The following is a 24,814-nucleotide window of genomic DNA, read 5'->3' on the forward strand; positions in this document are numbered from 1 at the left end:
CGACGCGGACGCCGGAACGCGCCCGGACATGCCGAAGGGCCGGCACAAGGGGGGGTGTGTGCCGGCCCTTCGGAGGACCGCCGTGAAGTGACGGTCCGGATCGGGTGCCGTACGCCCCGGGGGGTTTGGGGCGGACGGCCGTCCGATCGGTGAGGAGAACCCGGAGCGTCAGGTCTCCGGGTGTGCGCGAAGCACCGTCAGGCCGTGGCTGGGGAAACCTCGGCCCGGACCCCCGCGGCGGACCGCGGGTTCGGGATGTCTCTCATCTGTGACGAACTTACGGCAGACCAGCAGGCCGGGACAGTCGCCGCCCCGTCCCGCCATCCACCCCGCACACGTTCTTCACAGCGTCTCCCGGGACGGAGGCCCGGGCCCCATTTACCCCGCTGACCTTGTCAGACGGCGCCGAACGCCTGCTCCAGGACGTCCAGTCCCTCGTTCAGCAGTTCGTCACCGATGACCAGCGGCGGGAGGAAGCGGAGAACGTTGCCGTAGGTGCCGCAGGTGAGGACGAGCACGCCCTCGTTGTGGCAGGCCTTGGCGACGGCGGCGGCGAGCTGCGCGTCGGGCTCCTTGGTCGTGCGGTCCTTCACCAGCTCGATGGCGATCATGCCGCCGCGGCCGCGGATGTCGCCGATGGCGTCGAACTTCTCCGCCATCGCCGCGAGGCGGCCCTTCATGAGCTCCTCGATGTGCCGGGCGCGGGCGTTGAGGTCGAGCTCCTTCATGGTCTCGATGGCGCCCAGCGCGGCGGCGCAGGCGACCGGGTTGCCGCCGTAGGTGCCGCCGAGGCCGCCCGCGTGCGCGGCGTCCATGATCTCCGCGCGGCCGGTGACCGCGGCCAGCGGCAGACCGCCGGCGATGCCCTTGGCGGTGGTGATCAGGTCCGGGACGATGCCCTCGTCCTCACAGGCGAACCACTGGCCGGTGCGGCAGAAGCCGGACTGGATCTCGTCCGCCACGAACACGATGCCGTTCTCGGTGGCGAACTCGCGGATGGCCGGCAGGAAGCCCTTGGCCGGCTCGATGAAGCCGCCCTCGCCGAGCACCGGCTCGATGATGATCGCGGCGACGTTCTCGGCGCCGACCTGCTTGACGATCTGGTCGACCGCCTGGGCGGCGGCCTCCGGGCCGGCGTTCTCGGCGCCGGTCGGCCAGCGGTAGCCGTAGGCCACCGGCACCCGGTACACCTCGGGGGCGAACGGGCCGAAGCCCTGCTTGTACGGCATGTTCTTCGCCGTCAGCGCCATGGTGAGGTTGGTGCGGCCGTGGTAGCCGTGGTCGAAGACCACGACCGCCTGGCGCTTGGTGTACGCGCGGGCGATCTTGACCGCGTTCTCCACGGCCTCGGCGCCGGAGTTGAACAGCGCGGACTTCTTGGCGTGGTCGCCCGGGGTCAGCTCGGCCAGCGCCTCGGCGACGGCGACGTAGCCCTCGTACGGGGTGACCATGAAGCAGGTGTGCGTGAAGTCGGCCAGCTGGGCGGAGGCCCGGCGGACCACGGCCTCCGCGGAGGCGCCGACCGTGGTGACGGCGATGCCGGAGCCGAAGTCGATGAAGCGGTTGCCGTCGACGTCCTCGATGACGCCGCCGTCCGCGCGGGCGGCGAAGACCGGCAGGGTGGAGCCCACGCCCTGGGCGACCGCGGCGGCCCGGCGGGCCTGCAGCTCGATCGACTTCGGGCCGGGGACGGCGGTGACGAGCCGACGCTCCTGCGGCAGCGCGGATGCGGACATGGGGGGCTCCCTGGGGTCGAGCGGGCGGTCGGGGCGGGAGTCCTCGTCCGGCGCTCGCCGGGCGGACACTTCCCTCCTGTTCGCAGGCTAGGGCCCGGCGGGCGGGGCGAGCATGCTCCACGCAGGAGCGTTCGGCGCGTCGCGTTGTCCGGGATGGCGCAGTGCGGGCCGGTCCGGTCAGCTGTCCCCGGCGTCCGCGGGGCGCCGGCCGGCCCCCCGGGAGGGACCTGTGCCGTGGCCGTGGCCGTTCCCGTTTCCGTTGCCCGTGGCCTTGAGGGCGAGCCAGAGTTCCATGCGGACGTCCGGATCGTCGAGGGAGCGGCCCAGGATCTCCTCGACGCGGCGCATCCGGTACCGCAGGGTGTGCCGGTGGACGCCGAGGTCGGCGGCGGCCGCGTCCCACTGGCCGTGCCGGGACAGCCAGGCGCGCAGCGAGGCCACCAGGTCGCCGCGACCGGTGGCGTCGTGGTCCCGCAGCGCACGCAACTGGCCCTCGGCGAAGGCGCGGACGGCGTCGTCGGCGAGCAGCGGCAGCACCGAGCCGGCCGCCAGGTGCTCGTGCTCGACCAGGACCCGTCCCCGCCGGCGGGCCACCGCCAGCGCCTGGACGGCCTGCTTGTACGCCGAGGCCACACTGGTCGGCCCGGCCGGGGCGGACACGCCGACGGCCGCCGTGGGCCCGCCGCGCTCCGCCGCGCCCTCCAGGGCCGCCGCCTGTTCGGCGCAGGCTGCCAGCGCGGCGCCGCCGTCCGCGGCCAGCGCCACCAGCCGGCCCTGCTCCTCCTCCGGCACCACCAGCACCGGTTCGCCCGCCCAGGCGGCCGCCGCCTCCAGCGCGGTGGCCAGCTCCTCGCCCCGGTACTCCGCCACCACCACCCGGAACGGCGCGTCCAGCAGCCCGCCGTACAGGTCGCCCGCGACCGTCCGGGCGTGCTGCGCCTCGCCGGACAGCAGCATGTGCAGCACGGCGGCGCCGATGCGCTGCTCGGCCTCGTGCAGCGAGCGGGACCGCTCGGTGGTGAGGGTGAGCAGCGCGATCGCGGAGTGCACGGCGTACCGCTCGGCGGTCCCGAGGGGGGCGGCGGTGCCGACGGCGAGCGCGGACCTGGGGCGGCGGCCGGTGCCGAGGGTGTGCAGCTCGACCCGGTCCTCGCCGGTGTCGCGGGCCTGCTCGTGGTCCCCGTCCCGGGGCCGCTCCTCCTGCCCCGGTCCGTCGCCGGCGGCTCCGGGACGCTCGGCCCCCTCGTCCGGGTTCCGCTGCCCGGCGATCACCGCGGTGGCGGGCGACTGGCGGTCGCGCAGACGCTGCACGTCCGGGGTGAGACGCGCGGCGCGCCGCTCCGCCCAGTCGGGCGCCACCGCGACCACCGCTCCCGCGGCGTCGTACAGCGCGGCCCAGCCGTCCACCTGGGCGGCCAGCGCCGCCAGCACGCCCTCGGGCCCGTCGCCGAGCGCCCGCCGGGTCAGCTCGCGCTGCGCGGCGAAGCCCGCTGTCACCGCGCGGTACTGGTCCGCCGCGATGGCCGCGGAGACGGCCTTGCTGATCGCCAGGAAGGGCGTGCTGCGCGGCACCTCCAGGAGGGGGAGGCCGTGTTCGGCCGCGGCCGTCACCAGCGCCTCGGGCACCTTCTCGTAGTTGACGCCCACGCCGAAGCCGAGGCCGACGACCCCCGCGGCGGCGAGGCGGCGCACGTAGTCGCCGGCCTCCGCCGGGTCCTCGGCGTCGACCTTCAGCGCGGTGGTGAGCAGGAGCTCCCCGCCCTCCATGTAGGGGACGGGGTCCGGCAGTTCGCTGACGTGCGCCCAGCGGACGGGGACGTCCAGCGGGGTGCCCTCACCGGCCCGGAGGGTCAGGTGCAGCGCGGAGTGGTGCAGCAGCGAGGCGAGGGTGGGCGGCATCGGTGTTCCTGACAGGCGGGGGTCCTTGGCCGGACCGGAGTGAACCCACCGGTGATTGTGCCGCACTGGCAGGCCGCGGCGGACGCGTTCCGCGCGCGGCCGTGCCGCCCCGCGGGAGCCGGGCGTGGCGTCGGGTCGGGTCGGGCGTGGCGTCGAAGCCGGGCGGGCGTGGCGCCGAGGCCGGGCGGGCGTCGGACGGGTGTCCCCCGGACGGTCCGCAGCGGTCGCCCGGGCACCGGGCCGACCGTACTGTCGACCCGTATGGAGGGCCCGCCTTCGTCGTCGACGACAAGGCCGCCGACCTGCGCGGACCGGCCCCGGGCCGGTGCGGCAGCGGAGGGAGCTGACAGTGTCACCGAGCTTGCGACGGCACGGGCCGGACGCCGGCGGGACGACTCCGGAGAACGGCAGCAAGCAGGTCGCGCTCCTGGTGCTCGCCTCGCTCCAGCTGATGGTGGTGCTGGACATCACCATCGTCAACATCGCGCTGCCGCACATCCAGACGGCACTCGACTTCACCACGGCGAACCTCGCGTGGGTGATCAACGCCTACACGCTCACCTTCGGCGGTCTGCTCCTGCTGGGCGGCCGGTCCGGTGACATCCTCGGCCGCCGCAGGATGTTCCTGTTCGGCGTGTCGCTCTTCACCCTCGCGTCGCTGCTGTGCGGCGTCTCGCAGGCGCCCTGGCAGCTCCTGGCCGCCCGCGCCCTTCAGGGCATCGGCGGCGCCGTCGCCTCACCGACCGCGCTGGCGCTCATCGCCACCATTTTCGAGGAGGGACGCGAACGCAACCGGGCGTTCGCCGTGTTCGCGGGGGTGTCCGCGGGGGGCGGCGCGATCGGGCTCCTCGGCGGAGGCATCCTCGTCGAGTGGCTGACCTGGCGCTGGATCTTCTTCGTCAACGTCCCGATCGGCCTGCTCATCGTGCTCGCCACGCTCCGGTTCATCCGCGAGTCGGAGCGCCGGCCGGGACGGTTCGACGCGGCGGGGGCCTTCACCTCGACGCTCGGCATGGTCGCCCTGGTGTACGGGTTCATCCGCGCGGGGGAGAAGCGGTGGTCCGACTCCCTCACCGTCGTCGCCTTCGCCGTCGCGGTCGTGCTGCTGGGGGCCTTCCTCCTCGTCGAGCGCACCTCACGGCAGCCGATCACGCCGCTGAAGCTGTTCCGCGACCGGAACCGGGCCGGCACCTACGCGATCATGCTCTGTCTCGCGGCGGCGATGTTCGGCATGTTCTTCTTCCTGACCCTCTTCGTGCAGGACGTCATGGGCTTCAGCCCGCTGCGGGCGGGCCTGGCCTTCCTGCCGGTGAGCGCCGTCATCGCGGTCAGTGCCGGAATCGCCTCCCAGCTGCTGCCGAGGACCGGCCCCAAGATCGTGATGGTGACCGGAGCCGTCCTCGCCGCGGCCGGCCTGGGATGGCTGTCGCGCCTGGACGTCACCAGCAGCTACGTCGGCGGCATCCTCGGGCCGATGCTCGTGTTCGGCTTCGGCATGGGCTTCGAGTTCGTCTCCCTCACGCTGATGGCCGTCTCCAACGTGGCCGAGAAGGAGTCGGGCGCCGCGTCCGGGGTGCTCAACGCGACCCAGCAGGTCGGAGGCTCCCTCGGCCTGTCCATCCTGGTGACCATCTTCAGCACCGGCAGCCGGAACAAGGCGGAGGACCTGGTCCGCTCGTTCCTCACCACCGCCACGCCGGAGGAACGGCGGCGGTTCCGGCAGACCGGCGCGCTGCCGCCCGAACTGCGGGAACAGACGCTCGCCGCGGGCATCACCTCGGCGTTCGTCGCCGCCGCCCTGATGGCGGCGCTGGCGGCCCTGGTCGCCGTGCTGGTGATCCAGACGCGCGCCGCGGACCTGCAGAGGTTCCAGGGCAAGGCGCCGGCCGCGTAACCGGACGCCCGCCGCACGGCCGGGGCGCGCGTTCCCCCGCGAGGGCGCGGGCGCCCTGCCGCCGAGGGCCGCGCGCCCCGGCCGTCAGGCGCGCAGGTCGGTCAGCAGGGGCGGCGCGTGCTCGCCCGCGGCGGTGGTCAGGGAGACGACCGCGTGACCGGGCGGGACCCCGTGGGCCAGGTCGGACGCCGACCAGCGCTCACGCTCCACCTGCCGCACCGTCACCGCCCGCGCCGTCGGCGCCCGCCCGGTGATCACCCGCCGCAGCGCGTGCACCGCCTTGCCGGCCGGCGTCTCGGCGACGATCTGCCGGTCGGTGACGTCGCGCGCCTCGGTCCACTCCTTGCCCCAGACCTCGGCGAAGTCCTGCCCGTCCCACGGGGTGAGCCCGGACAGCGCGACCCTGCACCCCACCGACCCCAGCAGCGGCCCCCGCAGCGCCCGCGGCAGGTCGTCCAGCGTGCGCAGCGTCAGCACCACGCCGGCGTTCACCGACCGCAGCCGCTGCACCGCCCGCACCGCCTCCGGCGTGACCACCCCGGCGGCCTCGTCCAGGACCAGGCAGGCGAACAGCGACCGGTCCCGGCGCACCGCCACGCTCGCCGCGAACTGCGCGAGCACGAGCCGCGCCAGGATCCGCGCGGCCTCCGCGTGCCCGTGACGCGGCAGGTCGATGCGGACCCGCACCGGGTGGTCCAGCGCCCGCAGCGAGAACGGCCGGGTGCGCCCCGTGGTGTCGAAGAAGGTCGCGAAGGCCGGCCGGTCCAGCAGCGCGATCCGGTCGGCGAGCAGCGGCGCCGCGTCTCCGTGCCGCCCCGCCTGCCGCTGCCGGGCGTCGAGTTCGCGCACCAGCGCGGCGTGCGCGGGGTCCCGCGCCAGTGCCTCGCGCAGCGCCGCCAGCTGCTCGGGGTCGCCGTCCAGCAGCGCCCGCAGCTCCGGCACGGAAGGGAACCGGTCGTGGACGGCACGGAACGGTCCGAGCAGCTGGGCCAGGACGGTGGCCGGCCGCCGCCCGCCCTCGCCGGAGCCCTGCGGATCGGCGACGTCCCCGGCCAGCGCCTCGGCCAGCACCGCCGCCGCCTCGTCCGGATCGGTGGTCCCGCCGTACAGGTCGAGGTCGTGCGGGGAGTCGGGGTCGCCGATCCGCACGACGACGTCGTAGGCGTCGCTCGCGCCCAGCCCGGCCCCGTCGGCTCCGACCACCACCACCGCGGCGCGGCCGGCCAGGGCGTGCAGGGTGAGCGACTCGGCCAGCGGGCGGACCAGGGCCGAGGTCTTGCCGGCCCCGGCCGGACCCACCGCCACCAGGGAGGTCGCCAGCAGGTCGGGGGCGAGCGCCACCCCGGCGTCACGGTAGGCGTACGGGTTGCGCGGGTCGTCGGCGGCGGCGCCCAGCCGCACCTGTCCGGTCAGCAGGTCGTGGCGGGCGGTGCGCACCGGCAGGTCGCGGGCGCCGGACGGATGCGGGCAGGCCGCCGCGCCGTCCTTCAGCACCGCGTCGGCGAAGGCGGTCAGCGGCAGCCGGCCGGCGCGCACGCTCTGCCAGGCGCGGGTGAGGCGGGCGTGGTCGATGTCCCGCATCAGCCCGGCCCGCGCGTCCGCCGCGAGCCGGTCCGCGGCGGCCAGGGCCTCGGGCGAGCCGGCGGCCCGCAGCTCCGGGAACCGCGCGGGGTCCTCGTCGGGGGAGCGGGGGACGACCGCTTCAGCGGGCCGACGGGAGAGCCAGGCCGGCGGCCCGAACCGCCGCCACAGCTCCGCCCAGCGGCCCAGCCGGGCCACCGCCACCAGGATGACGCCGCCCACCAGCGCGTAGTAGGCGTAGACGACGACCACCGCGGCGACCGAGTGCGGCTCGGCCCAGGACTCGGGCACCATCGCCCACAGCGGCAGCAGCCACCAGCCGCCCAGGTAGCCGTTCCACAGCAGCGACCAGACCAGCCAGCCCACCAGGAACGAGATCACCGCCCCGGTCACCAGCTGCCGGGCCGGGGTCACCTCCGGCTCCTCGTCCGGCCGCGGCCGGTGCCCGAACCGCCAGATGCCGGGAGCCGCCTGCGGACGCGGGGTGCGCAGCCAGTCCAGGAACGCCGCGCCGGCCGGCGCCGCCTCGACGGAGGGGGCGTGGCGAGGGCGTGGCGGGTGGACGGAGTGGGTGTCCGGCTTGCCGTCGGTGTCCATCGGGCCCCCAGGTGCGCTGCGTGACGTCACATGTACCGGGCCTCAATGTAGTGCGCCGAGGCCCGCGGCAGGGCTCCCGCGCGCGAGCCGCAGGGCTCCCGCGCGCGCAGCGGTGAGCACCGGCCGGCCGCCGCCGGACCGTGCGCCGCTTCGGAGCAAACGGGCCCCTGGCCGCTCCACGGTGGCCAGGTCGGGACGGCCGCGGGCCCGCCTACCGTGGACGCATGACCTCCCATGCCTTCTGGATCGCCGGCCGCGAGGCCACCGGCGACGAGACGTTCGACGTCACCAACCCGTACGACGGCCGGACCGTCGGGACCGTCAGCGTCCCCACCGAGGCCCAGGTGGAGGAGGCCGTCGCCGCCGCCCACGCCGTGCGGGACGAGTTCGCCGCCACCCCGGCGCACGTCCGCGCCGCCGCCCTCGACCACGTGGCGCGCCGCCTCACCGAGCGCACCGAGGAGATCGCGCGGCTGATCTCCGCCGAGAACGGCAAGCCGGTCAAGTGGGCCCGCGGCGAGGTCGGCCGCGCGATCTCCGTGTTCCGGCTCGCCGCCGAGGAGGCCCGCCGCTGGAACGCCGGCGAGGCGCAGCGGCTGGACACCGACCAGGGCGGCACCGGCCGGCTCGCCCTGACCCGCCGCGTCCCGCGCGGTGTGGTGCTGGGCATCGCGCCGTTCAACTTCCCGCTCAACCTGAGCGCCCACAAGGTGGCCCCGGCCATCGCCGTCGGCGCGCCCATCATCCTCAAGCCCGCCCCGGCCACCCCGATCTCCTCCCTGGTCCTCGGCGAGATCCTGGCCGAGACCGACCTGCCGGCCGGCTCCTGGTCCGTGCTGACCGTGCCCAACGACCGGATGCCCGCCCTGGTCCAGGACGAGCGCCTGCCGGTCATCTCCTTCACCGGCTCCGGCCCGGTCGGCTGGTCCATCCGCGACAGCGTGCCGCGCAAGCACTGCACCCTCGAGCTCGGCGGCAACGCCGCCGCCGTGGTCCTGGCGGACTGGGCGAGCGAGCAGGACCTGGAGTGGGCGGCCACCCGGATCGCCACCTTCTCCAACTACCAGGGCGGCCAGTCCTGCATCTCGGTGCAGCGGGTGATCGCCGACGCCGCCGTGTACGACCGCCTGGTCCCCCTGATCGTCGAGAAGGTCGAGGCCCAGGTCACCGGCGACCCGGCCGACGACGCCACCGACGTCGGCCCGCTGGTCAGCGAGGACGCCGCCAAGCGCGTCGAGGCCTGGGTCGACGAGGCCGTGAAGGCCGGCGCCGAGCTGCTCACCGGCGGCGCCCGCGACGGAGCCACCTACGCGCCGACCGTGCTGACCGGCGTGCCCGAGGGCGTCACCCTCTCCTGCGAGGAGGTCTTCGGCCCGGTGCTCACCGTGCAGCGGACCGAAGGCGAGAAGGAGGCCTTCGCCGCGGTCAACGACTCGCCGTACGGCCTCCAGGCGGGCGTCTTCACCCACGACCTGCAGACCGCCTTCCGCGCCCACCGCGCCCTGGAGGTCGGCGGCGTGATCATCGGCGACGTGCCGTCCTACCGGGCCGACCAGATGCCGTACGGCGGCGCCAAGCAGTCCGGCGTGGGCCGCGAGGGCGTGCGCTACGCGATGGACGACTACACCTACGAGCGCGTCCTGGTGATGACCGGGCTTGCGCTGTAGGGACCCATTCGCCCGGGAGTCCGCCCCGAATCACACGAGGGCGGACTCCCGGGCGGCCGGGCGGGGGCCACAATGGGGGGATGACTGACAGCCCTGCCCCGCTCGCCGACCCGCATCTGGTCTTCGATCCGTCCGACGGACCGAAGGACGTGGTGATCCTCGGGTCCACCGGGTCGATCGGCACCCAGGCCATCGACCTCGTGCTCCGCAACCCGGACCGCTTCCGGGTGACCGCGCTGTCCGCCGCCGGCGGACGGGTGGACCTGCTCGCCGAGCAGGCGCACCGGCTGCGGGTGCGGACCGTCGCGGTGGCCAGGGCCGACAAGGCCGCCGAGCTGCGCGAGGCGCTGACCGCGCGCTACGGCGCCGAGCCGCTGCCCGAGATCCTCGCGGGCCCGGAGGCCGCCGCCGAGGTCGCCGCCTCCGCCTGTCACACGGTGCTCAACGGCATCACCGGCTCGATCGGCCTGGCCCCCACCCTGGCCGCCCTCGAAGCCGGGCGGACGCTGGCGCTGGCCAACAAGGAATCGCTGATCGTGGGCGGCCCGCTGGTGAAGGCGGTCGCCAAGCCCGGCCAGATCATCCCGGTCGACTCCGAGCACGCCGCGCTCTTCCAGGCGCTGGCCGCCGGTACCCGCGCCGACGTCCGCAAGCTGGTGGTCACCGCCTCCGGCGGGCCGTTCCGCGGCCGCACCAAGGCGGAACTCGCGGACGTCACGGTCGAGGACGCGCTGGCGCACCCCACCTGGGCCATGGGCCCCGTCATCACCGTGAACTCCGCCACCCTGGTCAACAAGGGGCTGGAGGTCATCGAGGCGCACCTGCTCTACGACATCCCCTTCGACCGCATCGAGGTCGTGGTCCACCCCCAGTCCTACGTGCACTCCATGGTCGAGTTCATCGACGGTTCGACGCTGGCCCAGGCGACCCCGCCGGACATGGGCGGGCCGATCGCCATCGGCCTCGGCTGGCCCGAGCGCATCCCGGACGCCGCCCCCGCCTTCGACTGGTCGACGGCGTCCACCTGGGAGTTCTTCCCCCTCGACAACGACGCCTTCCCCTCGGTGAACCTCGCCCGGCACGTCGGCGAGCTCGCGGGGACGGCCCCGGCCGTGTTCAATGCGGCCAACGAGGAGTGCGTCGAGGCGTTCCTGGCCGGCCGGCTGCCGTTCACCGCCGTCATGGAGACGGTCGTCCGGGTGGTCGAGGAGCACGGCACGCCGAGTGCGGGAACTTCCCTGACCCTCCCCGACGTCCTCGAGGCGGAGACCTGGGCGCGGGCCCGGGCGCGTGAACTGACGAGCGCGGAGGCGCGTGGATGACCACCATCTTGTTGTTCGGGCTCGGCATGGTCATCTTCTTCGTGGGCCTGCTGATCTCGATCGCCTGGCACGAGCTGGGCCACCTGTCGACGGCGAAGCTGTTCGGCATCCGCGTGCCGCAGTACATGGTCGGGTTCGGCCCGACGATCTGGTCGCGGAAGAAGGGCGAGACCGAGTACGGCGTCAAGGCCGTCCCGCTCGGCGGCTACATCCGCATGATCGGCATGTTCCCGCCCGGCCAGGACGGCCGCATCGAGGCCCGTTCCACCTCGCCGTGGCGCGGCATGATCGAGGACGCCCGCTCGGCCGCCTACGAGGAGATCCGGCCGGGCGACGAGACCCGGATGTTCTACACGCGCAAGCCGTGGAAGCGCGTGATCGTGATGTTCGCCGGGCCCTTCATGAACCTGATCCTGGCGGTCGTGCTGTTCTTCGTCTACCTCATGGGCTTCGGCATCCGTGAGGAGACCAACGTGGTCAGCTCGGTGCAGAAGTGCGTGATCGCGGCCAGCGAGAAGCGCGACACCTGCGAGAAGAAGGACCCGGAGGCCCCCGCGGCCGCCGCCGGCCTGCGGGCCGGCGACAAGATCCTCTCGGTCGGCGGGGTGAACACCACCGAGTGGAACGACCTCTCCGACGCCATCCGCACCCGGGCGGGCGAACAGGACGTCCCGATCGTGGTGGACCGCAAGGGCGAGCGGCTCACGCTCGAGGCGGACATCACCACCAACAGGGTGGCCAAGAAGGACGACCGCGGCATGCCGGTGCGCGGCGAGTTCGTGAACGCCGGCTTCCTCGGCTTCAGCCCCGCCAGCGGCGTGTTCCGGCAGGACTTCGGCGACTCGATCGTCTGGATGGGCGACCGGGTCGAGGACGCCGTCGACGGCCTGATCGCCCTCCCGTCGAAGATCCCCGCCCTGTGGGACGCCGCCTTCGGCGACGGCCCCCGCGAGGACGACTCGCCGATGGGCGTGATCGGCGCGGCCCGGGTCGGCGGCGAGATCGTCACCCTCGACATCCCGGCCAGCCAGCAGGTGGCGGGCTTCGTCTTCGTGGTGGCCGGGTTCAACCTGTCGCTGTTCCTCTTCAACATGCTGCCGCTGCTCCCGCTGGACGGCGGGCACATCGCGGGAGCGCTCTGGGAGTCCCTGCGGCGCGCCATCGCCCGCGTCTTCCGGCGGCCCGACCCCGGCCCGTTCGACGTGGCCAAGCTGATGCCGGCCGCGTACGTGGTGGCCGCCCTGTTCGTCTGCTTCACCGTGCTGGTGGGCATCGCGGACGTGGTGAACCCGGTCCGCATCTCCTGACCGCCGCCCGCGACCCGGCCGCCCGTATTGCTCCTTCGCGTCCGCCGTTGTGCGGATTTGTTCGGAGCGGGCGTGCCGGGTCGGCGGGCGGTGCCGTAATCTCGGATCCCGGAGCCCAACCGGGGCCTGGAGCTTGTTGACCGCTTCGAGCGTGTTCGACCGCCTCGAGCTTGATCACACCATGGGGTTGCACAGCAGATGACTGCGATTTCACTCGGCATGCCGTCCGTTCCGACCAAGGTCGCCGAGCGCCGGAAGAGCCGGCAGATCCAGGTCGGAACGGTGGCGGTGGGCGGTGACGCTCCCGTCTCGGTGCAGTCCATGACCACCACCCGGACCTCCGACATCGGCTCCACGCTCCAGCAGATCGCCGAGCTGACGGCCTCCGGCTGCCAGATCGTGCGCGTGGCGTGCCCCACCCAGGACGACGCCGACGCGCTGTCGGTGATCGCGCGCAAGTCGCAGATCCCCGTCATCGCGGACATCCACTTCCAGCCGAAGTACGTCTTCGCCGCCATCGAGGCGGGCTGCGCCGCGGTGCGCGTCAACCCGGGCAACATCAAGCAGTTCGACGACAAGGTCAAGGAGATCGCGCAGGCCGCCAAGGACCACGGCACGCCGATCCGCATCGGCGTCAACGCCGGTTCCCTCGACCAGCGTCTGCTGAAGAAGTACGGCAAGGCGACGCCCGAGGCCCTGGTCGAGTCCGCGCTGTGGGAGGCGTCCCTCTTCGAGGAGCACGGCTTCCGCGACATCAAGATCTCGGTCAAGCACAACGACCCGGTCGTGATGATCGAGGCCTACCGCCAGCTGGCCGCGCAGTGCGACTACCCCCTGCACCTCGGCGTCACCGAGGCCGGTCCTGCCTTCCAGGGCACCATCAAGTCCGCGGTGGCCTTCGGCGCCCTGCTCTCCCAGGGCATCGGCGACACCATCCGCGTCTCGCTGTCCGCGCCTCCGGTCGAGGAGGTCAAGGTCGGCATCAAGATCCTCGAGTCCCTCAACCTGCGCCAGCGCACCCTGGAGATCGTCTCCTGCCCGTCCTGCGGGCGCGCCCAGGTCGACGTCTACAAGCTGGCCGAGGAGGTCACCGCCGGCCTCACCGGCATGGAGGTCCCGCTCCGGGTGGCCGTCATGGGCTGCGTCGTGAACGGTCCGGGCGAGGCCCGGGAGGCCGACCTCGGCGTCGCCTCCGGCAACGGCAAGGGCCAGATCTTCGTCAAGGGCGAGGTCATCAAGACCGTGCCCGAGTCCAAGATCGTGGAGACCCTGATCGAGGAGGCCATGAAGCTGGCCGCGCAGATGGAGGCCGACGGCATCGGCTCCGGCGAGCCCTCCGTCTCCGTCGCCGGCTGACCGCTTCACCGCCCCGCGAGGGGCGCCAGGGAGGGATCCGCGGCCCGCCGACCCGGCGGCACGTCCGCCGGGCGGCAAGTACAGTGGCGGAAACCAGCAGATCGCATGACAAGGCCCTCCCCGTGTTGACGCAGACGACCACCAGGGTTCTGGAACCCGGTGACCTGGACGCGGCGCTCGCGGTTCTCGACCGCGAGCCGGTCGCGAACGCCTTCGTGGCGGCGCGCGTCCGGATCGCCGGACTGGACCCCTGGCGTCTGGGCGGTGAGATGTGGGGCTGGTACGAGGACGGGATCCTCACCTCGCTCTGCTACGCGGGCGCCAACCTGGTCCCGATCTGCGCCACCACCCGCGCGGTGCGGGCCTTCGCCGACCGCGCCCGGCGCGCCGGGCGCCGCTGCTCCTCCATCGTGGGCCCGGCCGGGCCCACCGCCGAGCTCTGGCGTCTCCTGGAACCCCACTGGGGACCTGCCAGGGACGTCCGCGCCCGCCAGCCGCTGATGGTCGCCGACCGCATGCCGGACGACGTGGCGCCCGACCCGAAGGTGCGGCGGATCCGCAAGGACGAGATGGAGACCATCCTCCCGGCCTGCGTCGCCATGTTCACCGAGGAGGTCGGCGTCTCCCCGCTGGCCGGCGACGGCGGGCTCCTCTACCAGGCCCGGGTCGCCGAACTCGTCGCCGCCGGGCGGTCGTTCGCGCGCGTCGACGACGCGGGCAAGGTCGTCTTCAAGGCCGAGATCGGCGCCGCCACCCCGCAGGCCTGCCAGATCCAGGGCGTCTGGGTCGCCCCCGAGTACCGCGGCAAGGGGCACGCGGCGCCCGGCATGGCCGCCGTCCTGCGCTACGCGCTGCGCGACGTCGCCCCGGTGGTCAGCCTCTACGTCAACGACTTCAACGCCCCCGCCCGCGCGACCTACCGCCGCGTCGGCTTCCGCGAGACCGGCACCTTCATGAGCGTGCTCTTCTGACCGCCCTCCGCCCGCCGCCGGGGCGGGCGGACCGGAACCGGGCGGATGCCACCCGGCGGTCAGCGGGTACCCTCCCGGCATGCCGAACTCCTCCTCCGGCCCCGTGATGGTCGCCCCCCTGGATCTGTCGGCCCGGGTCGACGAGGCGCTCGCCGTGCAGGCCGAGGCGTTCGGGCTGGGCGAGGACGAGATCATGGTGCGCCGTCAGATCGTCCAGCGGCACATGACCATGCCCGGCGCCCGCGCGCTCGGCGCCACCACCCCGGACGGACGGCTCGCCGGCTTCGTCTACGGCATGCCCAACCACCGCGCCCACTGGTGGTCCACCGTGGTCGAGCCCTACCTGCGGGCCCTGGGCAACGACGAGTGGCTGGACGACTCCTTCGTGATCACCGAACTGCACGTCCACCCGCTCCACCAGAAGCAGGGCATCGGCCGCACGCTGATCACCGCCATCACCGACACCGCCGCCGAGCCGCGCTCGATCCTCTCCGCCATCGACCAGGAGAGCCCCGCCCGCCGCCTGTACCGCACCCTCGGCTACACCGACCTGGCCCGCCGCGTGCACTTCCCCAGCGCCGCTGTGCCCTACGCCGTGATGGGCGCGCCGCTCCCGCTGCCCCGGGGCTGACGGGGACGGCCGGGGCGCCCGGCGGCGCGGAGGACCGGCGCCCGGCGGCGCGGAGGAAGGGGCCGAACGCCCGTCGGGGGGCAAACCGATTTCCGCCGTCGCGGGCCGCCCGGCTAACCTCGTGGCCATCATCCTTACGCAGCAGGAGTTGTAGAACATGGCCCAGGTCCAGCGCATGTCCCGGTTGATGGCGAAGACCCTGCGCGACGACCCGGCCGACGCCGAGGTGCTCAGCCACAAGCTGCTCGTCCGCGCCGGTTACGTCCGCCGCACCGCCGCCGGCGTCTGGTCCTGGCTGCCGCTCGGCAGGAAGGTCCTGGCCAACGTCGAGCGGATCGTCCGCGAGGAGATGGACGCCATCGGCGGCCAGGAAGTGCTGCTGCCCGCCCTGCTGCCGCGTGAGCCCTACGACGCCACCGGCCGCTGGGACGAGTACGGCCAGGAGCTGTTCCGCCTCAAGGACCGCAAGGGCGCCGACTACCTGCTCGGCCCCACCCACGAGGAGATCTTCACCCTCCTGGTGAAGGACCAGGCGTCCTCCTACAAGGACCTGCCGGTCATCCTCTACCAGATCCAGAACAAGTTCCGCGACGAGGCCCGCCCCCGGGCCGGCGTGCTGCGCGGGCGCGAGTTCTGCATGAAGGACTCCTACTCCTTCGACACCGAGGACGAGGGCCTGGCCCAGTCCTACGCCCTGCACCGCGAGGCCTACCGGAAGATCTTCGCCCGGCTCGGCCTCGACTACCGCATCTGCGCCGCCACGGCCGGCGCGATGGGCGGCTCGAAGTCGGAGGAGTTCCTGGCCCCGGCCGAGGCCGGCGAGGACACCTTCGCCGACTGCCCGAACTGCGACTTCGCCGCCAACACCGAGGCGGTCTCCTACGAGCTGAAGCCGGTGGACGGTTCCGCCGTGCCCGCCCTCGAGGAGATCCCCACTCCGAACACCCCGACCATCGAGACGCTGGCCGCCTCGCTGGGCGTGTCCGCCTCCGCCACGCTGAAGAACCTGCTGGTCAAGGTCGACGGCGAGATCGTCGCGGTGGGCGTGCCGGGCGACCGCGAGGTCGACCTCGGAAAGGTCGAGGCGCACTTCGCTCCGGCCGCGGTCGAGCTGGTCACCGCCGAGGACTTCACCGGCCGCGAGGACCTGGTCCGCGGCTACGTCGGCCCGCAGGGTCTGGAGAAGGTCACCTACATCGCCGACCCGCGGGTCGCGCCCGGCACCTCGTGGATCACCGGCGCCAACAAGGACCAGACCCACGCGAAGAACGTCGTCGCCGGACGTGACTTCGAGGTCGACGCGTACGTGGACGTCGTGGTGGTCCAGGAGGGCGACCCCTGCCCCAACTGCGGCACCGGCCTCAAGCTGGACCGCGCCATCGAGATCGGTCACATCTTCCAGCTGGGCCGCAAGTACACCGACGCGCTGAAGCTGGACGTGCTCGGCCAGAACGGCAAGCCGGTCCGCGTCACCATGGGCTCCTACGGCGTCGGCGTGACGCGTGCGGTGGCCGCGCTGGCGGAGCAGACCGCCGACGACAAGGGCCTGTGCTGGCCGGCCGAGGTCGCCCCGGCGGACGTCCACGTGGTCGCCGCCGGCAAGGCCGCGCAGACCGAGCTGGCGCTGGAGGTCTCCGAGCAGCTGGCCGCGAAGGGCGTCCGGGTGCTGGTGGACGACCGGGCGGGCGTCTCGCCGGGCGTGAAGTTCACGGACGCGGAGCTGATCGGCGTGCCGAAGATCCTGGTCGCGGGCCGTCGCACCGCCGAGGGCGTCGTGGAGCTCAAGGACCGCCGCACCGGCGAGCGCGAGGAACTCCCCGTGGCCGAAGCGATCGCCCGCCTCACGGCCTGATCCGACCTCTCCCGGCTCAGCTCCCGCGGTACCACTCTGCCGCGGGGGCCGGGGCCCGCGTGGCGCGGACCCGTAGCTCCCTCGCCCCCTGCGGGCAATCGTGCCGCTGGGCGATGGGGGTCCCCCGGGTCGGAGTCCGGGGGGGCGCACGGCCTCACGTCCTCGGGAGACGCTTCGCTCCCCGGAGCCTCAGGTCCCTCCTGGGAAGAGGGCGGGTCGGGGGAACACAACAGTGCCGCCCACCGGGGCTCAGCCCTGCGCCCCGCCGCGGTGCGGGTCCCGTGCGGTCAGCTTGTGGGGTGGGGCGAGCCGCTCCCTGCGGAGGGGCCCCCTGCGCCCGCCTCCCCCAAGAGGGGGTACCCCCATCGCCCCCTGGGCGGCCCAGCCGCCCGCAGGAAGGGTGATCTGCTTCGCTGCCTCAAGGACCGCCACACGGCGGAGGGAGGGGAAGGCGCACGGCCCCTGTGCCGCAGAAGGCCGGGGTCAGAGCCAGGCGGCGAATTCGAGGAGCCAGTCGGCGTCGCGGGGGCGGCCGACGCGGCGGGCGCGCAGGCCGGACTCGACGGCGCGGAACACCGTCCACCCCCGCAACCGCTCCCGGTCCACCTCCAGCGACTCCGCGAGCCGCTTGACCCGGCGCCGGGTCGTCGCCGCGCCCGACGGCATGGCGATCAGGTCCTCCACCCGGTCCCGCACCAGCCGCGCCAGGTCGAAGGCGCACTCGCCGACCACCGGGTCCGGGCCCACCGCCAGCCACGGCATCCGCTCCCCGCCCAGCACCTTGCTCTGCCGGAACGTCCCGTGCAGCAGCAGCCGTTCGGGCGGATCCGCGAGCAGCTCCGTCCGCAGCCCCAGCGCGGTGTCGACCAGGGCGGCCGCCTCGTCGTCGGGGCCCACCAGCGCCGCCCGCATGGCGTCCGCCTGCCGTCCCGTCCGCTCCTCCACCGTCTCGAAGACGTGGCCGGTCGGCGGCTCGACCCACAACCGCCGCAGCGTCGCCGCGCCCTCCAACAGGGCCTTGGCCTCCGGCAGCGTGCGGACCGACACGTCGGGGTTCAGCCGCTCCAGCAGCAGCACGCCGTCGTCCTCCGAAGACGGGGACTCCAGCAGTTGCGCCGCGCCCAGTCCGTGCCAGTGCGCCAGCGCCGCCTGCTCACTCGCCGGCCGGGACCGCGTCGGGATCAGCTTCAGCACGGCCGGGGAGCCGTCGGACCGCCGCACCAGGACCACCAGCGAGCTCCGCCCGCCCGGCACCTGCACCCGCTCCACGGACAGCGCGAGCGTCTCCACGGCGCGGTCCAGGGCCTGGGGCAGCCCGCGCAGCCAGTCCTCGCCGCCGGTGGTCTCCGCCAGTGCCCTGACCAGGCGTGGCGGCGGTTGGAAAGCCATGCGTGCGTCGTTCCCCTTCTGCTGTGCCCGGTCGTCCCTCACGCCATTTCGGCGAGACCTGGGAAGGCTACGCCGCCGCCGCGCCAGCGGGCCGCCCGGATCGCCGCGTCCCGCAGCGCGTCGGCGGCCGCCCGGCGCCGATCGCCCCGCCCGGCGCGCACCAGGTCGGCGTAGACCCCGGCCAGCCGGTCCTCCAGCTCGGCGGCCAGCCGGACCGCCGCCTCGCCGTCCGGCACCTCGAACGGCAGCGCGTAGGCCGCCTCCGCCGCCACCGGCTCGCCGCCCAGGTCGCGCACGGCGCGGACCAGGCCGTCCCGGCGGGCGCGGTGCGCCTCGAACGCCTCACGGGCCTCGGACCGCCGGTCGTCGCCGACCCGTCCACCGACCACGCCGTAGCCGTAGACGGCGGCGTGCTCCGCCCGCAGGGCAGCCTGCGTGGCCTCCAGACTCATCCCGGACCTCTCCATCGGCTAGTCGTCGCTCAGCAGGTAGACGTGGACGGCGCCGGCCGCCGCGACGGAGGCCAGCAGCCGGGCCGGTTCGCCGCCGAGCCCGGACAGCTCCCGGGTGCGGCGCCCCGCCAGGTCCCGCTCGGCGTCCGCGACCATGCGCAGCGCCTGCTTCTCCTCGCGCGGCACCGCCGGCCCGGACACGGACGGCGCGGCGGCGCCGGAAGCCGACACGGAGGGAGCCGGCGCGGAAGGGGAGGGTGAGGGCGCCGAGCGCGAGGGCGACGCCTTCGCCCCCGCGCGTTCGGCGAGGACCTCCGCGTGCCGCAGCGCGGTGTCCCTCAGCGGCGTCAGCCGTGCCGCGAGACCGGGGTGGGCGGCCAGCACCGCGTCGTGGAGCGCCGCGAGCCCGGTGCTGTCCGCCGCGGCCCGGGTCAGCGCGAGCTCGTCGGCCGACGGGGTCGGGCGGGCGGCGGGGCGCCCGGGGGAGGAGCCGGTGGAGCAGGCGGCGAGCAGCGCGGCCGCCGTTCCCGCCGCCGAGGCGAGCAGGGTTCTGCGGCGCGGTCCGGAGCGCGGGCGCGAAGGGGGCAACGGCACGGCGGGCGTCCTCGGCTGGGTGGCGGGGCCTGTGGCGGCGGGCGGGCGGTTCGCACTTCTCCCTGTTCCGGCCGGGGGCGTCGGCGGGCGGACGGGTTCGCGCGGATCCGCGCCCGGCGCGTGACGGCCCGTCACGCCGTCAACTCCGGTCGGCACAGGTGTGATCACCGTACCCGTGTCCGAGTCCCGCACGGGCGACCGGTGCCGCGCCACGGCGGACGGGACACCCGGTGGACGGCAACACCCTCCGCGACCGGATACCCTTTGACCTGACACGCGATCCATCCCACAACAGCACACGCGGCCGAGGAGTCACCCGGATGAGCACCACCCAGAGCGAGAGGCTGCGAGAGCTGCTGGAACCGCTCGTCACCTCCCAGGGGCTCGACCTCGAGGAGATCGAGGTGGAGTCCGTCGGCCGCCGGCGGGTGCTGCGCGTGACCGTCGACTCGGACGAGGGCGCCGACCTCGACCAGATCGCCGATGTGAGCCGCGCGCTCTCGGCGAAGCTCGACGAGAGCGACGCGATGGGCAGCGGCGAGTACAACCTCGAGGTCGGCACGCCGGGCGCCGAGCGCGCCCTCACGGAGCACCGGCACTACGTCCGCGCCACGGGCCGGCTGGTCAGGTTCCAGCTCGCCGACGGCGAGGAGCTGGTCGCGCGGATCCTGGGCGTCGACGACGAGGGCCTCGACCTCGAGGTCCCGGGGGTCAAGGGCCGCAAGGCCACCACACGCAGGCTCGCCTTCCAGGACGTCGCCAAGGCGCGCGTCCAGGTCGAGTTCGGCCGCAAGAACAAGAATGACGAGGAGGCGTAGCCGTGGACATCGACATGAGCGCCCTGCGGGGCTTGGTGCGGGAGAAGGAGATCTCCTTCGACCTGCTGGTCGAGGCGATCGAGTCGGCCCTCCTCATCGCCTACCACCGGACCGAGGGAAGCCGCCGTCGCGCGCGCGTCGTGCTCGACCGGGAGACCGGTCACGTGACCGTGTGGGCGAAGGAGGACCCGGACGAGCTCGAGGAGGGGCAGGAGCCCCGCGAGTTCGACCACACCCCGTCCGACTTCGGCCGGATCGCCGCGACCACCGCCAAGCAGGTCATCCTGCAGCGGCTGCGCGACGCCGAGGACGACGCGACGCTCGGCGAGTACGCCGGCCGTGAGGGCGACATCGTCACCGGTGTCGTCCAGCAGGGCCGCGACCCGAAGAACGTCCTGGTGGACATCGGCAAGCTCGAGGCCATCCTGCCGGTGCAGGAGCAGGTGCCCGGCGAGGACTACAAGCACGGCACGCGGCTGCGGTCGTACGTCGTCCGGGTCGCCCGCGGCGTCCGCGGTCCCTCGGTCACGCTCTCGCGCACCCACCCGAACCTGGTGAAGAAGCTGTTCGCCCTGGAGGTCCCGGAGATCGCCGACGGCAGCGTCGAGATCACCGCGATCGCCCGTGAGGCCGGCCACCGCAGCAAGATCGCCGTGCGTTCGATGCGCAGCGGCCTGAACGCCAAGGGCGCCTGCATCGGCCCGATGGGCGCCCGGGTGCGCAACGTGATGAACGAGCTCAACGGCGAGAAGATCGACATCGTCGACTGGTCGGACGACCCGGCGGAGATGGTGGCGAACGCGCTGTCCCCCGCCCGGGTGAACAAGGTGGAGGTCGTCGACCTCGCCGCCCGCTCCGCCCGGGTGACGGTGCCCGACTACCAGCTGTCGCTGGCGATCGGCAAGGAGGGGCAGAACGCCCGTCTCGCCGCCCGCCTCACCGGCTGGCGGATCGACATCCGCCCGGACACCGAGCAGGACGGCCAGGAGGCCTGACGGCGGGCCTCGCCCCACCCCCGATCCGCGGTGTGACCTGCGGCACGGAATGTTTGAGCCGTGTCAACGGTTGACATCAGGACATAGACGACCGTGCGACGTCCGCCCACTCGGGCCGGCGTCGGTGCGGGGAGGTAGACTTAGCTGTGTCTGGCCGGACGCTTACCCGCGTGTGCCCCGAGTACGGCCCTGAACGCACGTGCGTGGGGTGCAGGGGGCGGGCGGCCAAGACCGAGCTGCTGCGCATCGTGGCGGTCGAGGGCGAATGCGTCCCCGATCATCGCGGTACGCTGCCGGGCCGGGGTGCTTATCTGCACCCCGCCGTGGTCTGTCTCGACCAGGCGGTCCGCCGCAAGGCGTTCCCCCGGGCGTTCCGCGCCCAGGGGTCGCTCGACACGGCGGCGTTGCGCCGGCACGTCGAGCAGACCGTCGTCGCCGATTCGGCGGCACCGTAAGAAGCGTCGCGCGGAGCAGCCGCGCGGCCCAGGTACCTCGCGAGTTCTGAAAGCAGGTCGAGATTGCGATGAGCACTCGATGAGTACGCGATGAGTACGCCCATGAAGTAGCGACGGTCCGGCTTCCAACCCGGACCTCAAAGGAGCGAAGTGGCTAAGGTCCGGGTATACGAACTCGCAAAGGAGTTCGGAGTTGAGAGCAAGGTCGTCGTGGCCAAGCTCCAGGAACTCGGTGAATTCGTCCGATCGGCGTCCTCGACGATCGAGGCGCCCGTTGTACGCAAGTTGACTGACGCCTTCCAGCAGGGCGGCGGCGGCAAGTCCGCCCCCAAGCCCGGCGCGAAGAAGGCCGCCCCCAAGCCCGCCCCCGCGCCGTCCCCGGCGCAGGCGGCACGTCCGGCTGCCCCGAAGCCGCCGGCCGCCCCCAAGCCCGCCGCGGAGAAGCCCGCGGGCGGTGCGCCGACCCCCGGTCCGCGCCCCACCCCCGGTCCCCGGCCCGCCCCCGCGGCTCCGGCCGCGCCGGCGGCTCCCGCCGCGCCCGCCCAGCCGGAGTTCACCGCTCCGCCGTCCGCCCCGGCCGCTCCGCCGGCGCGCCCCGCGGCGCGTCCCGGTCAGAGCGCCCCGCGTCCCGGTGGCCGTCCGGCCGGTCCGGGCCAGGGTCAGGGCCAGGGTGGCGGCCGTCCCGGCCAGGCTCCCCGTCCCGGTGGTCAGGCCCCCCGTCCGGGTGGTCAGGCTCCGCGTCCGGGCGCCCGTCCGGCCGGTCCGCGTCCGGGCAACAACCCCTTCACCTCCGGCGGCAACGCCGGCATGGCGCGTCCGCAGGCTCCCCGCCCGCAGGGCGCCCGTCCGCAGGGCCCCGGCGGCGCTCCCGGCGCCGGCCCGCGTCCGCAGGCTCCCGGCCAGGGCGGCGGTCCCCGTCCCCAGGCTCCGGGCGGCTCGCGTCCGACCCCGGGCGGCATGCCCCGTCCGCAGGGCGGTCCCCGTCCCGGCGGCGGCGGCCCCGGCGGCCCCCGTCCCAACCCCGGCATGATGCCGCAGCGTCCCGCTGCCGGCAGCCCGCGTCCCGGCGGCGGCCCCGGCGGCCGTGGTCCGGCCGGCGCCGGTCGTCCCGGCGGCGGCGGTCGTCCGGGCGGCGGCGGCGTCGCCGGCCGTCCGGCAGGTCCCGGCGGCGGCGGTCGTCCCGGTGGCGGCGGCGGCTTCGCCGGTCGTCCCGGCGGCGGTGGTCCCGGTGGCGGTGGCGGCGGCTTCGGCGGTCGTCCCGGCTTCGGCGGTCGTCCCGGCGGCCCCGGTGCCCGTGGTGGCACGCAGGGCGCCTTCGGCCGTCCCGGCGGTCCGGCGCGTCGTGGCCGCAAGTCGAAGCGGCAGCGCCGTCAGGAGTACGAGGCCATGCAGGCCCCGTCGGTCGGCGGCGTGATGCTGCCTCGCGGCAAGGGCGAGACCGTTCGCCTGTCGCGCGGTGCGTCGCTCACCGACTTCGCGGAGAAGATCAACGCCAACCCGGCGTCGCTCGTCGCGGTCATGCTGAACCTCGGCGAGATGGTCACCGCGACGCAGTCCGTCTCCGACGAGACGCTGCAGCTCCTCGCCGGCGAGATGAACTACACCGTTCAGATCGTCTCCCCCGAGGAGGAGGACCGCGAGCTGCTCGAGTCCTTCGACCTCGAGTGGGGCGAGGACGAGGGCGAGGAGGAGGACCTGGTCGTCCGTCCTCCGGTCGTCACGGTCATGGGTCACGTCGACCACGGAAAGACCCGACTGCTCGACGCGATCCGCAAGACCAACGTCATCGCGGGCGAGGCCGGCGGCATCACCCAGCACATCGGTGCCTACCAGGTCGCGACCGAGGTCAACGACGAAGAGCGCCGCATCACCTTCATCGACACCCCGGGTCACGAGGCGTTCACCGCCATGCGTGCCCGTGGTGCCCGCTCCACCGACATCGCGATCCTGGTCGTCGCGGCCAACGACGGCGTCATGCCGCAGACGGTCGAGGCGCTGAACCACGCCAAGGCGGCCGACGTGCCGATCGTGGTCGCGGTCAACAAGATCGACGTCGAGGGCGCGGACCCGACGAAGGTGCGCGGTCAGCTGACCGAGTACGGCCTGGTGGCCGAGGAGTACGGCGGCGACACCATGTTCGTCGACATCTCCGCCAAGCAGGGCCTGCACATCGACAGCCTGCTCGAGGCGGTCGTCCTGACCGCCGACGCCTCGCTCGACCTGCGTGCCAACCCGCACCAGGACGCGCAGGGCATCGCGATCGAGTCCCGTCTGGACCGCGGCCGCGGTGCCGTGGCGACCGTCCTGGTCCAGCGCGGCACGCTGCGCGTGGGCGACACGATGGTCGTGGGCGACGCCTACGGCCGCGTGCGGGCGATGCTCGACGACAGCGGCGCCAACGTGGCCGAGGCGGGTCCCTCGACCCCGGTCCAGGTGCTGGGTCTGACCAACGTCCCGGGCGCCGGCGACAACTTCATCGTGGTGGACGAGGACCGTACGGCCCGTCAGATCGCGGAGAAGCGCGCCGCCCGCGAGCGGAACGCGGCGTTCGCCAAGCGCACGCGCCGTGTCTCCCTCGAGGACCTGGACAAGGTGCTCAAGGCCGGCGAGATCCAGCAGCTCAACCTCATCATCAAGGGTGACGCGTCCGGTTCGGTGGAGGCTCTCGAGTCCTCGCTGCTCCAGCTGGACGTCGGCGAAGAGGTCGACATCCGGATCCTGCACCGCGGCGTCGGTGCGGTCACGGAGTCCGACATCGACCTGGCGATGGGCTCCGACGCCATCGTGATCGGCTTCAACGTGCGCGCCGCGGGGCGTGCCGCGCAGATGGCCGAGCGCGAAGGCGTGGACGTCCGGTACTACTCGGTCATCTACCAGGCGATCGAGGAGATCGAGGCGGCCCTCAAGGGCATGCTCAAGCCGGAGTACGAGGAGGTCGAGCTCGGCACCGCGGAGATCCGCGAGGTCTTCCGCTCGTCCAAGCTCGGCAACATCGCCGGTGTGCTCATCCGCTCCGGCGAGGTCAAGCGGAACACCAAGGCCCGGCTCCTTCGCGACGGCAAGGTCGTCGCGGAGAACCTCAACATCGAGGGCCTGCGTCGCTTCAAGGACGACGTCACCGAGATCCGCGAAGGCTACGAGGGTGGTATCAACCTCGGAAACTTCAACGACATCAAGGTCGACGACGTCATCGCGACGTACGAGATGCGCGAGAAGCCGCGCTCGTAAGGGAACGGCTCACGGTGGCCGGCGGTACCTCGGTACCGCCGGCCACCGGCGTGTCGGCGGCGTTCCCGGG

At 73.8% G+C, this 24,814-nt stretch carries 18 protein-coding genes; 12 read left to right on the forward strand and 6 right to left on the reverse strand.

What is annotated here, in order from left to right; genetic code table 11:
* Positions 1 to 395: 395 nt before the first annotated feature.
* Together gabT and ACFRAV_RS14345 are read right to left on the reverse strand one after the other, a co-directional pair.
* Entirely contained in the window at positions 396 to 1,736 is a 1,341-nt protein-coding gene (gene gabT, locus ACFRAV_RS14340) for a 4-aminobutyrate--2-oxoglutarate transaminase (RefSeq protein WP_382555046.1), read from the reverse strand.
* A 177-nt stretch (positions 1,737 to 1,913) separates the two neighbouring features.
* The gene (locus ACFRAV_RS14345) at positions 1,914 to 3,635 is read right to left on the reverse strand and encodes a PucR family transcriptional regulator (protein WP_382555049.1); all 1,722 of its coding nucleotides are present in this window, start codon (positions 3,633 to 3,635) and stop codon (positions 1,914 to 1,916) included.
* A 343-nt stretch (positions 3,636 to 3,978) separates the two neighbouring features.
* Here ACFRAV_RS14345 and ACFRAV_RS14350 point away from each other — a divergent pair, with 343 nt between their 5' ends.
* Positions 3,979 to 5,529, forward strand: a complete 1,551-nt coding sequence (locus ACFRAV_RS14350) for an MFS transporter (protein WP_382555132.1) — start codon at positions 3,979 to 3,981, stop codon at positions 5,527 to 5,529.
* An 84-nt stretch (positions 5,530 to 5,613) separates the two neighbouring features.
* Here ACFRAV_RS14350 and ACFRAV_RS14355 read toward each other — a convergent pair whose 3' ends face one another.
* Positions 5,614 to 7,707 (reverse strand): ATP-binding protein, encoded by a 2,094-nt coding sequence (locus ACFRAV_RS14355; protein ID WP_382555050.1) that lies wholly within the window; start codon positions 7,705 to 7,707, stop codon positions 5,614 to 5,616.
* A 224-nt stretch (positions 7,708 to 7,931) separates the two neighbouring features.
* Between ACFRAV_RS14355 and ACFRAV_RS14360 the strand changes: the two genes are divergently transcribed.
* The 7 genes from ACFRAV_RS14360 (at position 7,932) to ACFRAV_RS14390 (ending at position 16,813) form a co-directional block, all read left to right on the forward strand.
* Positions 7,932 to 9,374, forward strand: a complete 1,443-nt coding sequence (locus ACFRAV_RS14360; RefSeq protein ID WP_382555053.1) for an aldehyde dehydrogenase family protein — start codon at positions 7,932 to 7,934, stop codon at positions 9,372 to 9,374.
* Positions 9,375 to 9,454: 80 nt separating this feature from the next.
* Complete coding sequence (dxr, locus tag ACFRAV_RS14365) at positions 9,455 to 10,696, forward strand: 1-deoxy-D-xylulose-5-phosphate reductoisomerase (RefSeq protein ID WP_382555056.1); 1,242 nt, start codon at positions 9,455 to 9,457, stop codon at positions 10,694 to 10,696.
* An 11-nt stretch (positions 10,697 to 10,707) separates the two neighbouring features.
* Positions 10,708 to 12,003 carry a M50 family metallopeptidase gene (locus ACFRAV_RS14370; protein ID WP_382555135.1) on the forward strand — a complete coding sequence of 432 codons (1,296 nt, stop codon included), beginning with the start codon at positions 10,708 to 10,710 and terminating at the stop codon, positions 12,001 to 12,003.
* Between the two features lie 198 nt (positions 12,004 to 12,201).
* Positions 12,202 to 13,359, forward strand: coding sequence for a flavodoxin-dependent (E)-4-hydroxy-3-methylbut-2-enyl-diphosphate synthase (gene ispG, locus ACFRAV_RS14375; RefSeq protein WP_351117232.1), 1,158 nt, complete (start codon positions 12,202 to 12,204; stop codon positions 13,357 to 13,359).
* A 122-nt stretch (positions 13,360 to 13,481) separates the two neighbouring features.
* Positions 13,482 to 14,330: a GNAT family N-acetyltransferase gene (locus ACFRAV_RS14380; RefSeq protein WP_382555059.1), complete on the forward strand. Its 849-nt coding sequence runs from the start codon at positions 13,482 to 13,484 to the stop codon at positions 14,328 to 14,330.
* Positions 14,331 to 14,409: 79 nt separating this feature from the next.
* Positions 14,410 to 14,961, forward strand: a complete 552-nt coding sequence (locus ACFRAV_RS14385; protein ID WP_382555060.1) for a GNAT family N-acetyltransferase — start codon at positions 14,410 to 14,412, stop codon at positions 14,959 to 14,961.
* 157 nt (positions 14,962 to 15,118) lie between these two features.
* The gene (locus tag ACFRAV_RS14390; RefSeq protein WP_351117235.1) at positions 15,119 to 16,813 is read left to right on the forward strand and encodes a proline--tRNA ligase; all 1,695 of its coding nucleotides are present in this window, start codon (positions 15,119 to 15,121) and stop codon (positions 16,811 to 16,813) included.
* 483 nt (positions 16,814 to 17,296) lie between these two features.
* Here the strand turns inward: ACFRAV_RS14390 and ACFRAV_RS14395 are convergent, their stop codons facing one another.
* The 3 genes from ACFRAV_RS14395 to ACFRAV_RS14405 are packed head-to-tail and all read right to left on the reverse strand — an operon-like array spanning position 17,297 to position 19,248.
* A complete protein-coding gene (locus ACFRAV_RS14395) occupies positions 17,297 to 18,202 on the reverse strand; it encodes an aminoglycoside phosphotransferase family protein (RefSeq protein ID WP_382555064.1) in 906 nt (301 codons plus the stop codon).
* Between the two features lie 38 nt (positions 18,203 to 18,240).
* Positions 18,241 to 18,654 carry a DUF4439 domain-containing protein gene (locus ACFRAV_RS14400; protein WP_382555066.1) on the reverse strand — a complete coding sequence of 138 codons (414 nt, stop codon included), beginning with the start codon at positions 18,652 to 18,654 and terminating at the stop codon, positions 18,241 to 18,243.
* A gap of 18 nt (positions 18,655 to 18,672) precedes the next feature.
* Complete coding sequence (locus tag ACFRAV_RS14405) at positions 18,673 to 19,248, reverse strand: hypothetical protein (protein WP_382555069.1); 576 nt, start codon at positions 19,246 to 19,248, stop codon at positions 18,673 to 18,675.
* Between the two features lie 320 nt (positions 19,249 to 19,568).
* Here ACFRAV_RS14405 and rimP point away from each other — a divergent pair, with 320 nt between their 5' ends.
* The 4 genes from rimP (at position 19,569) to infB (ending at position 24,744) form a co-directional block, all read left to right on the forward strand.
* Positions 19,569 to 20,066 carry a ribosome maturation factor RimP gene (gene rimP / locus ACFRAV_RS14410; protein ID WP_382555071.1) on the forward strand — a complete coding sequence of 166 codons (498 nt, stop codon included), beginning with the start codon at positions 19,569 to 19,571 and terminating at the stop codon, positions 20,064 to 20,066.
* A gap of 2 nt (positions 20,067 to 20,068) precedes the next feature.
* The gene (nusA, locus tag ACFRAV_RS14415; RefSeq protein WP_351117240.1) at positions 20,069 to 21,061 is read left to right on the forward strand and encodes a transcription termination factor NusA; all 993 of its coding nucleotides are present in this window, start codon (positions 20,069 to 20,071) and stop codon (positions 21,059 to 21,061) included.
* Positions 21,062 to 21,207: 146 nt separating this feature from the next.
* A complete protein-coding gene (locus ACFRAV_RS14420) occupies positions 21,208 to 21,516 on the forward strand; it encodes a YlxR family protein (RefSeq protein ID WP_382555074.1) in 309 nt (102 codons plus the stop codon).
* Positions 21,517 to 21,666: 150 nt separating this feature from the next.
* Positions 21,667 to 24,744 (forward strand): translation initiation factor IF-2, encoded by a 3,078-nt coding sequence (infB, locus tag ACFRAV_RS14425; RefSeq protein ID WP_382555077.1) that lies wholly within the window; start codon positions 21,667 to 21,669, stop codon positions 24,742 to 24,744.
* The last annotated feature ends 70 nt before the right edge of the window (positions 24,745 to 24,814 follow it).

It is taken from the genome of Streptomyces sp. NPDC056600, assembly GCF_042792855.1.
Lineage (GTDB): Bacteria > Actinomycetota > Actinomycetes > Streptomycetales > Streptomycetaceae > Streptomyces.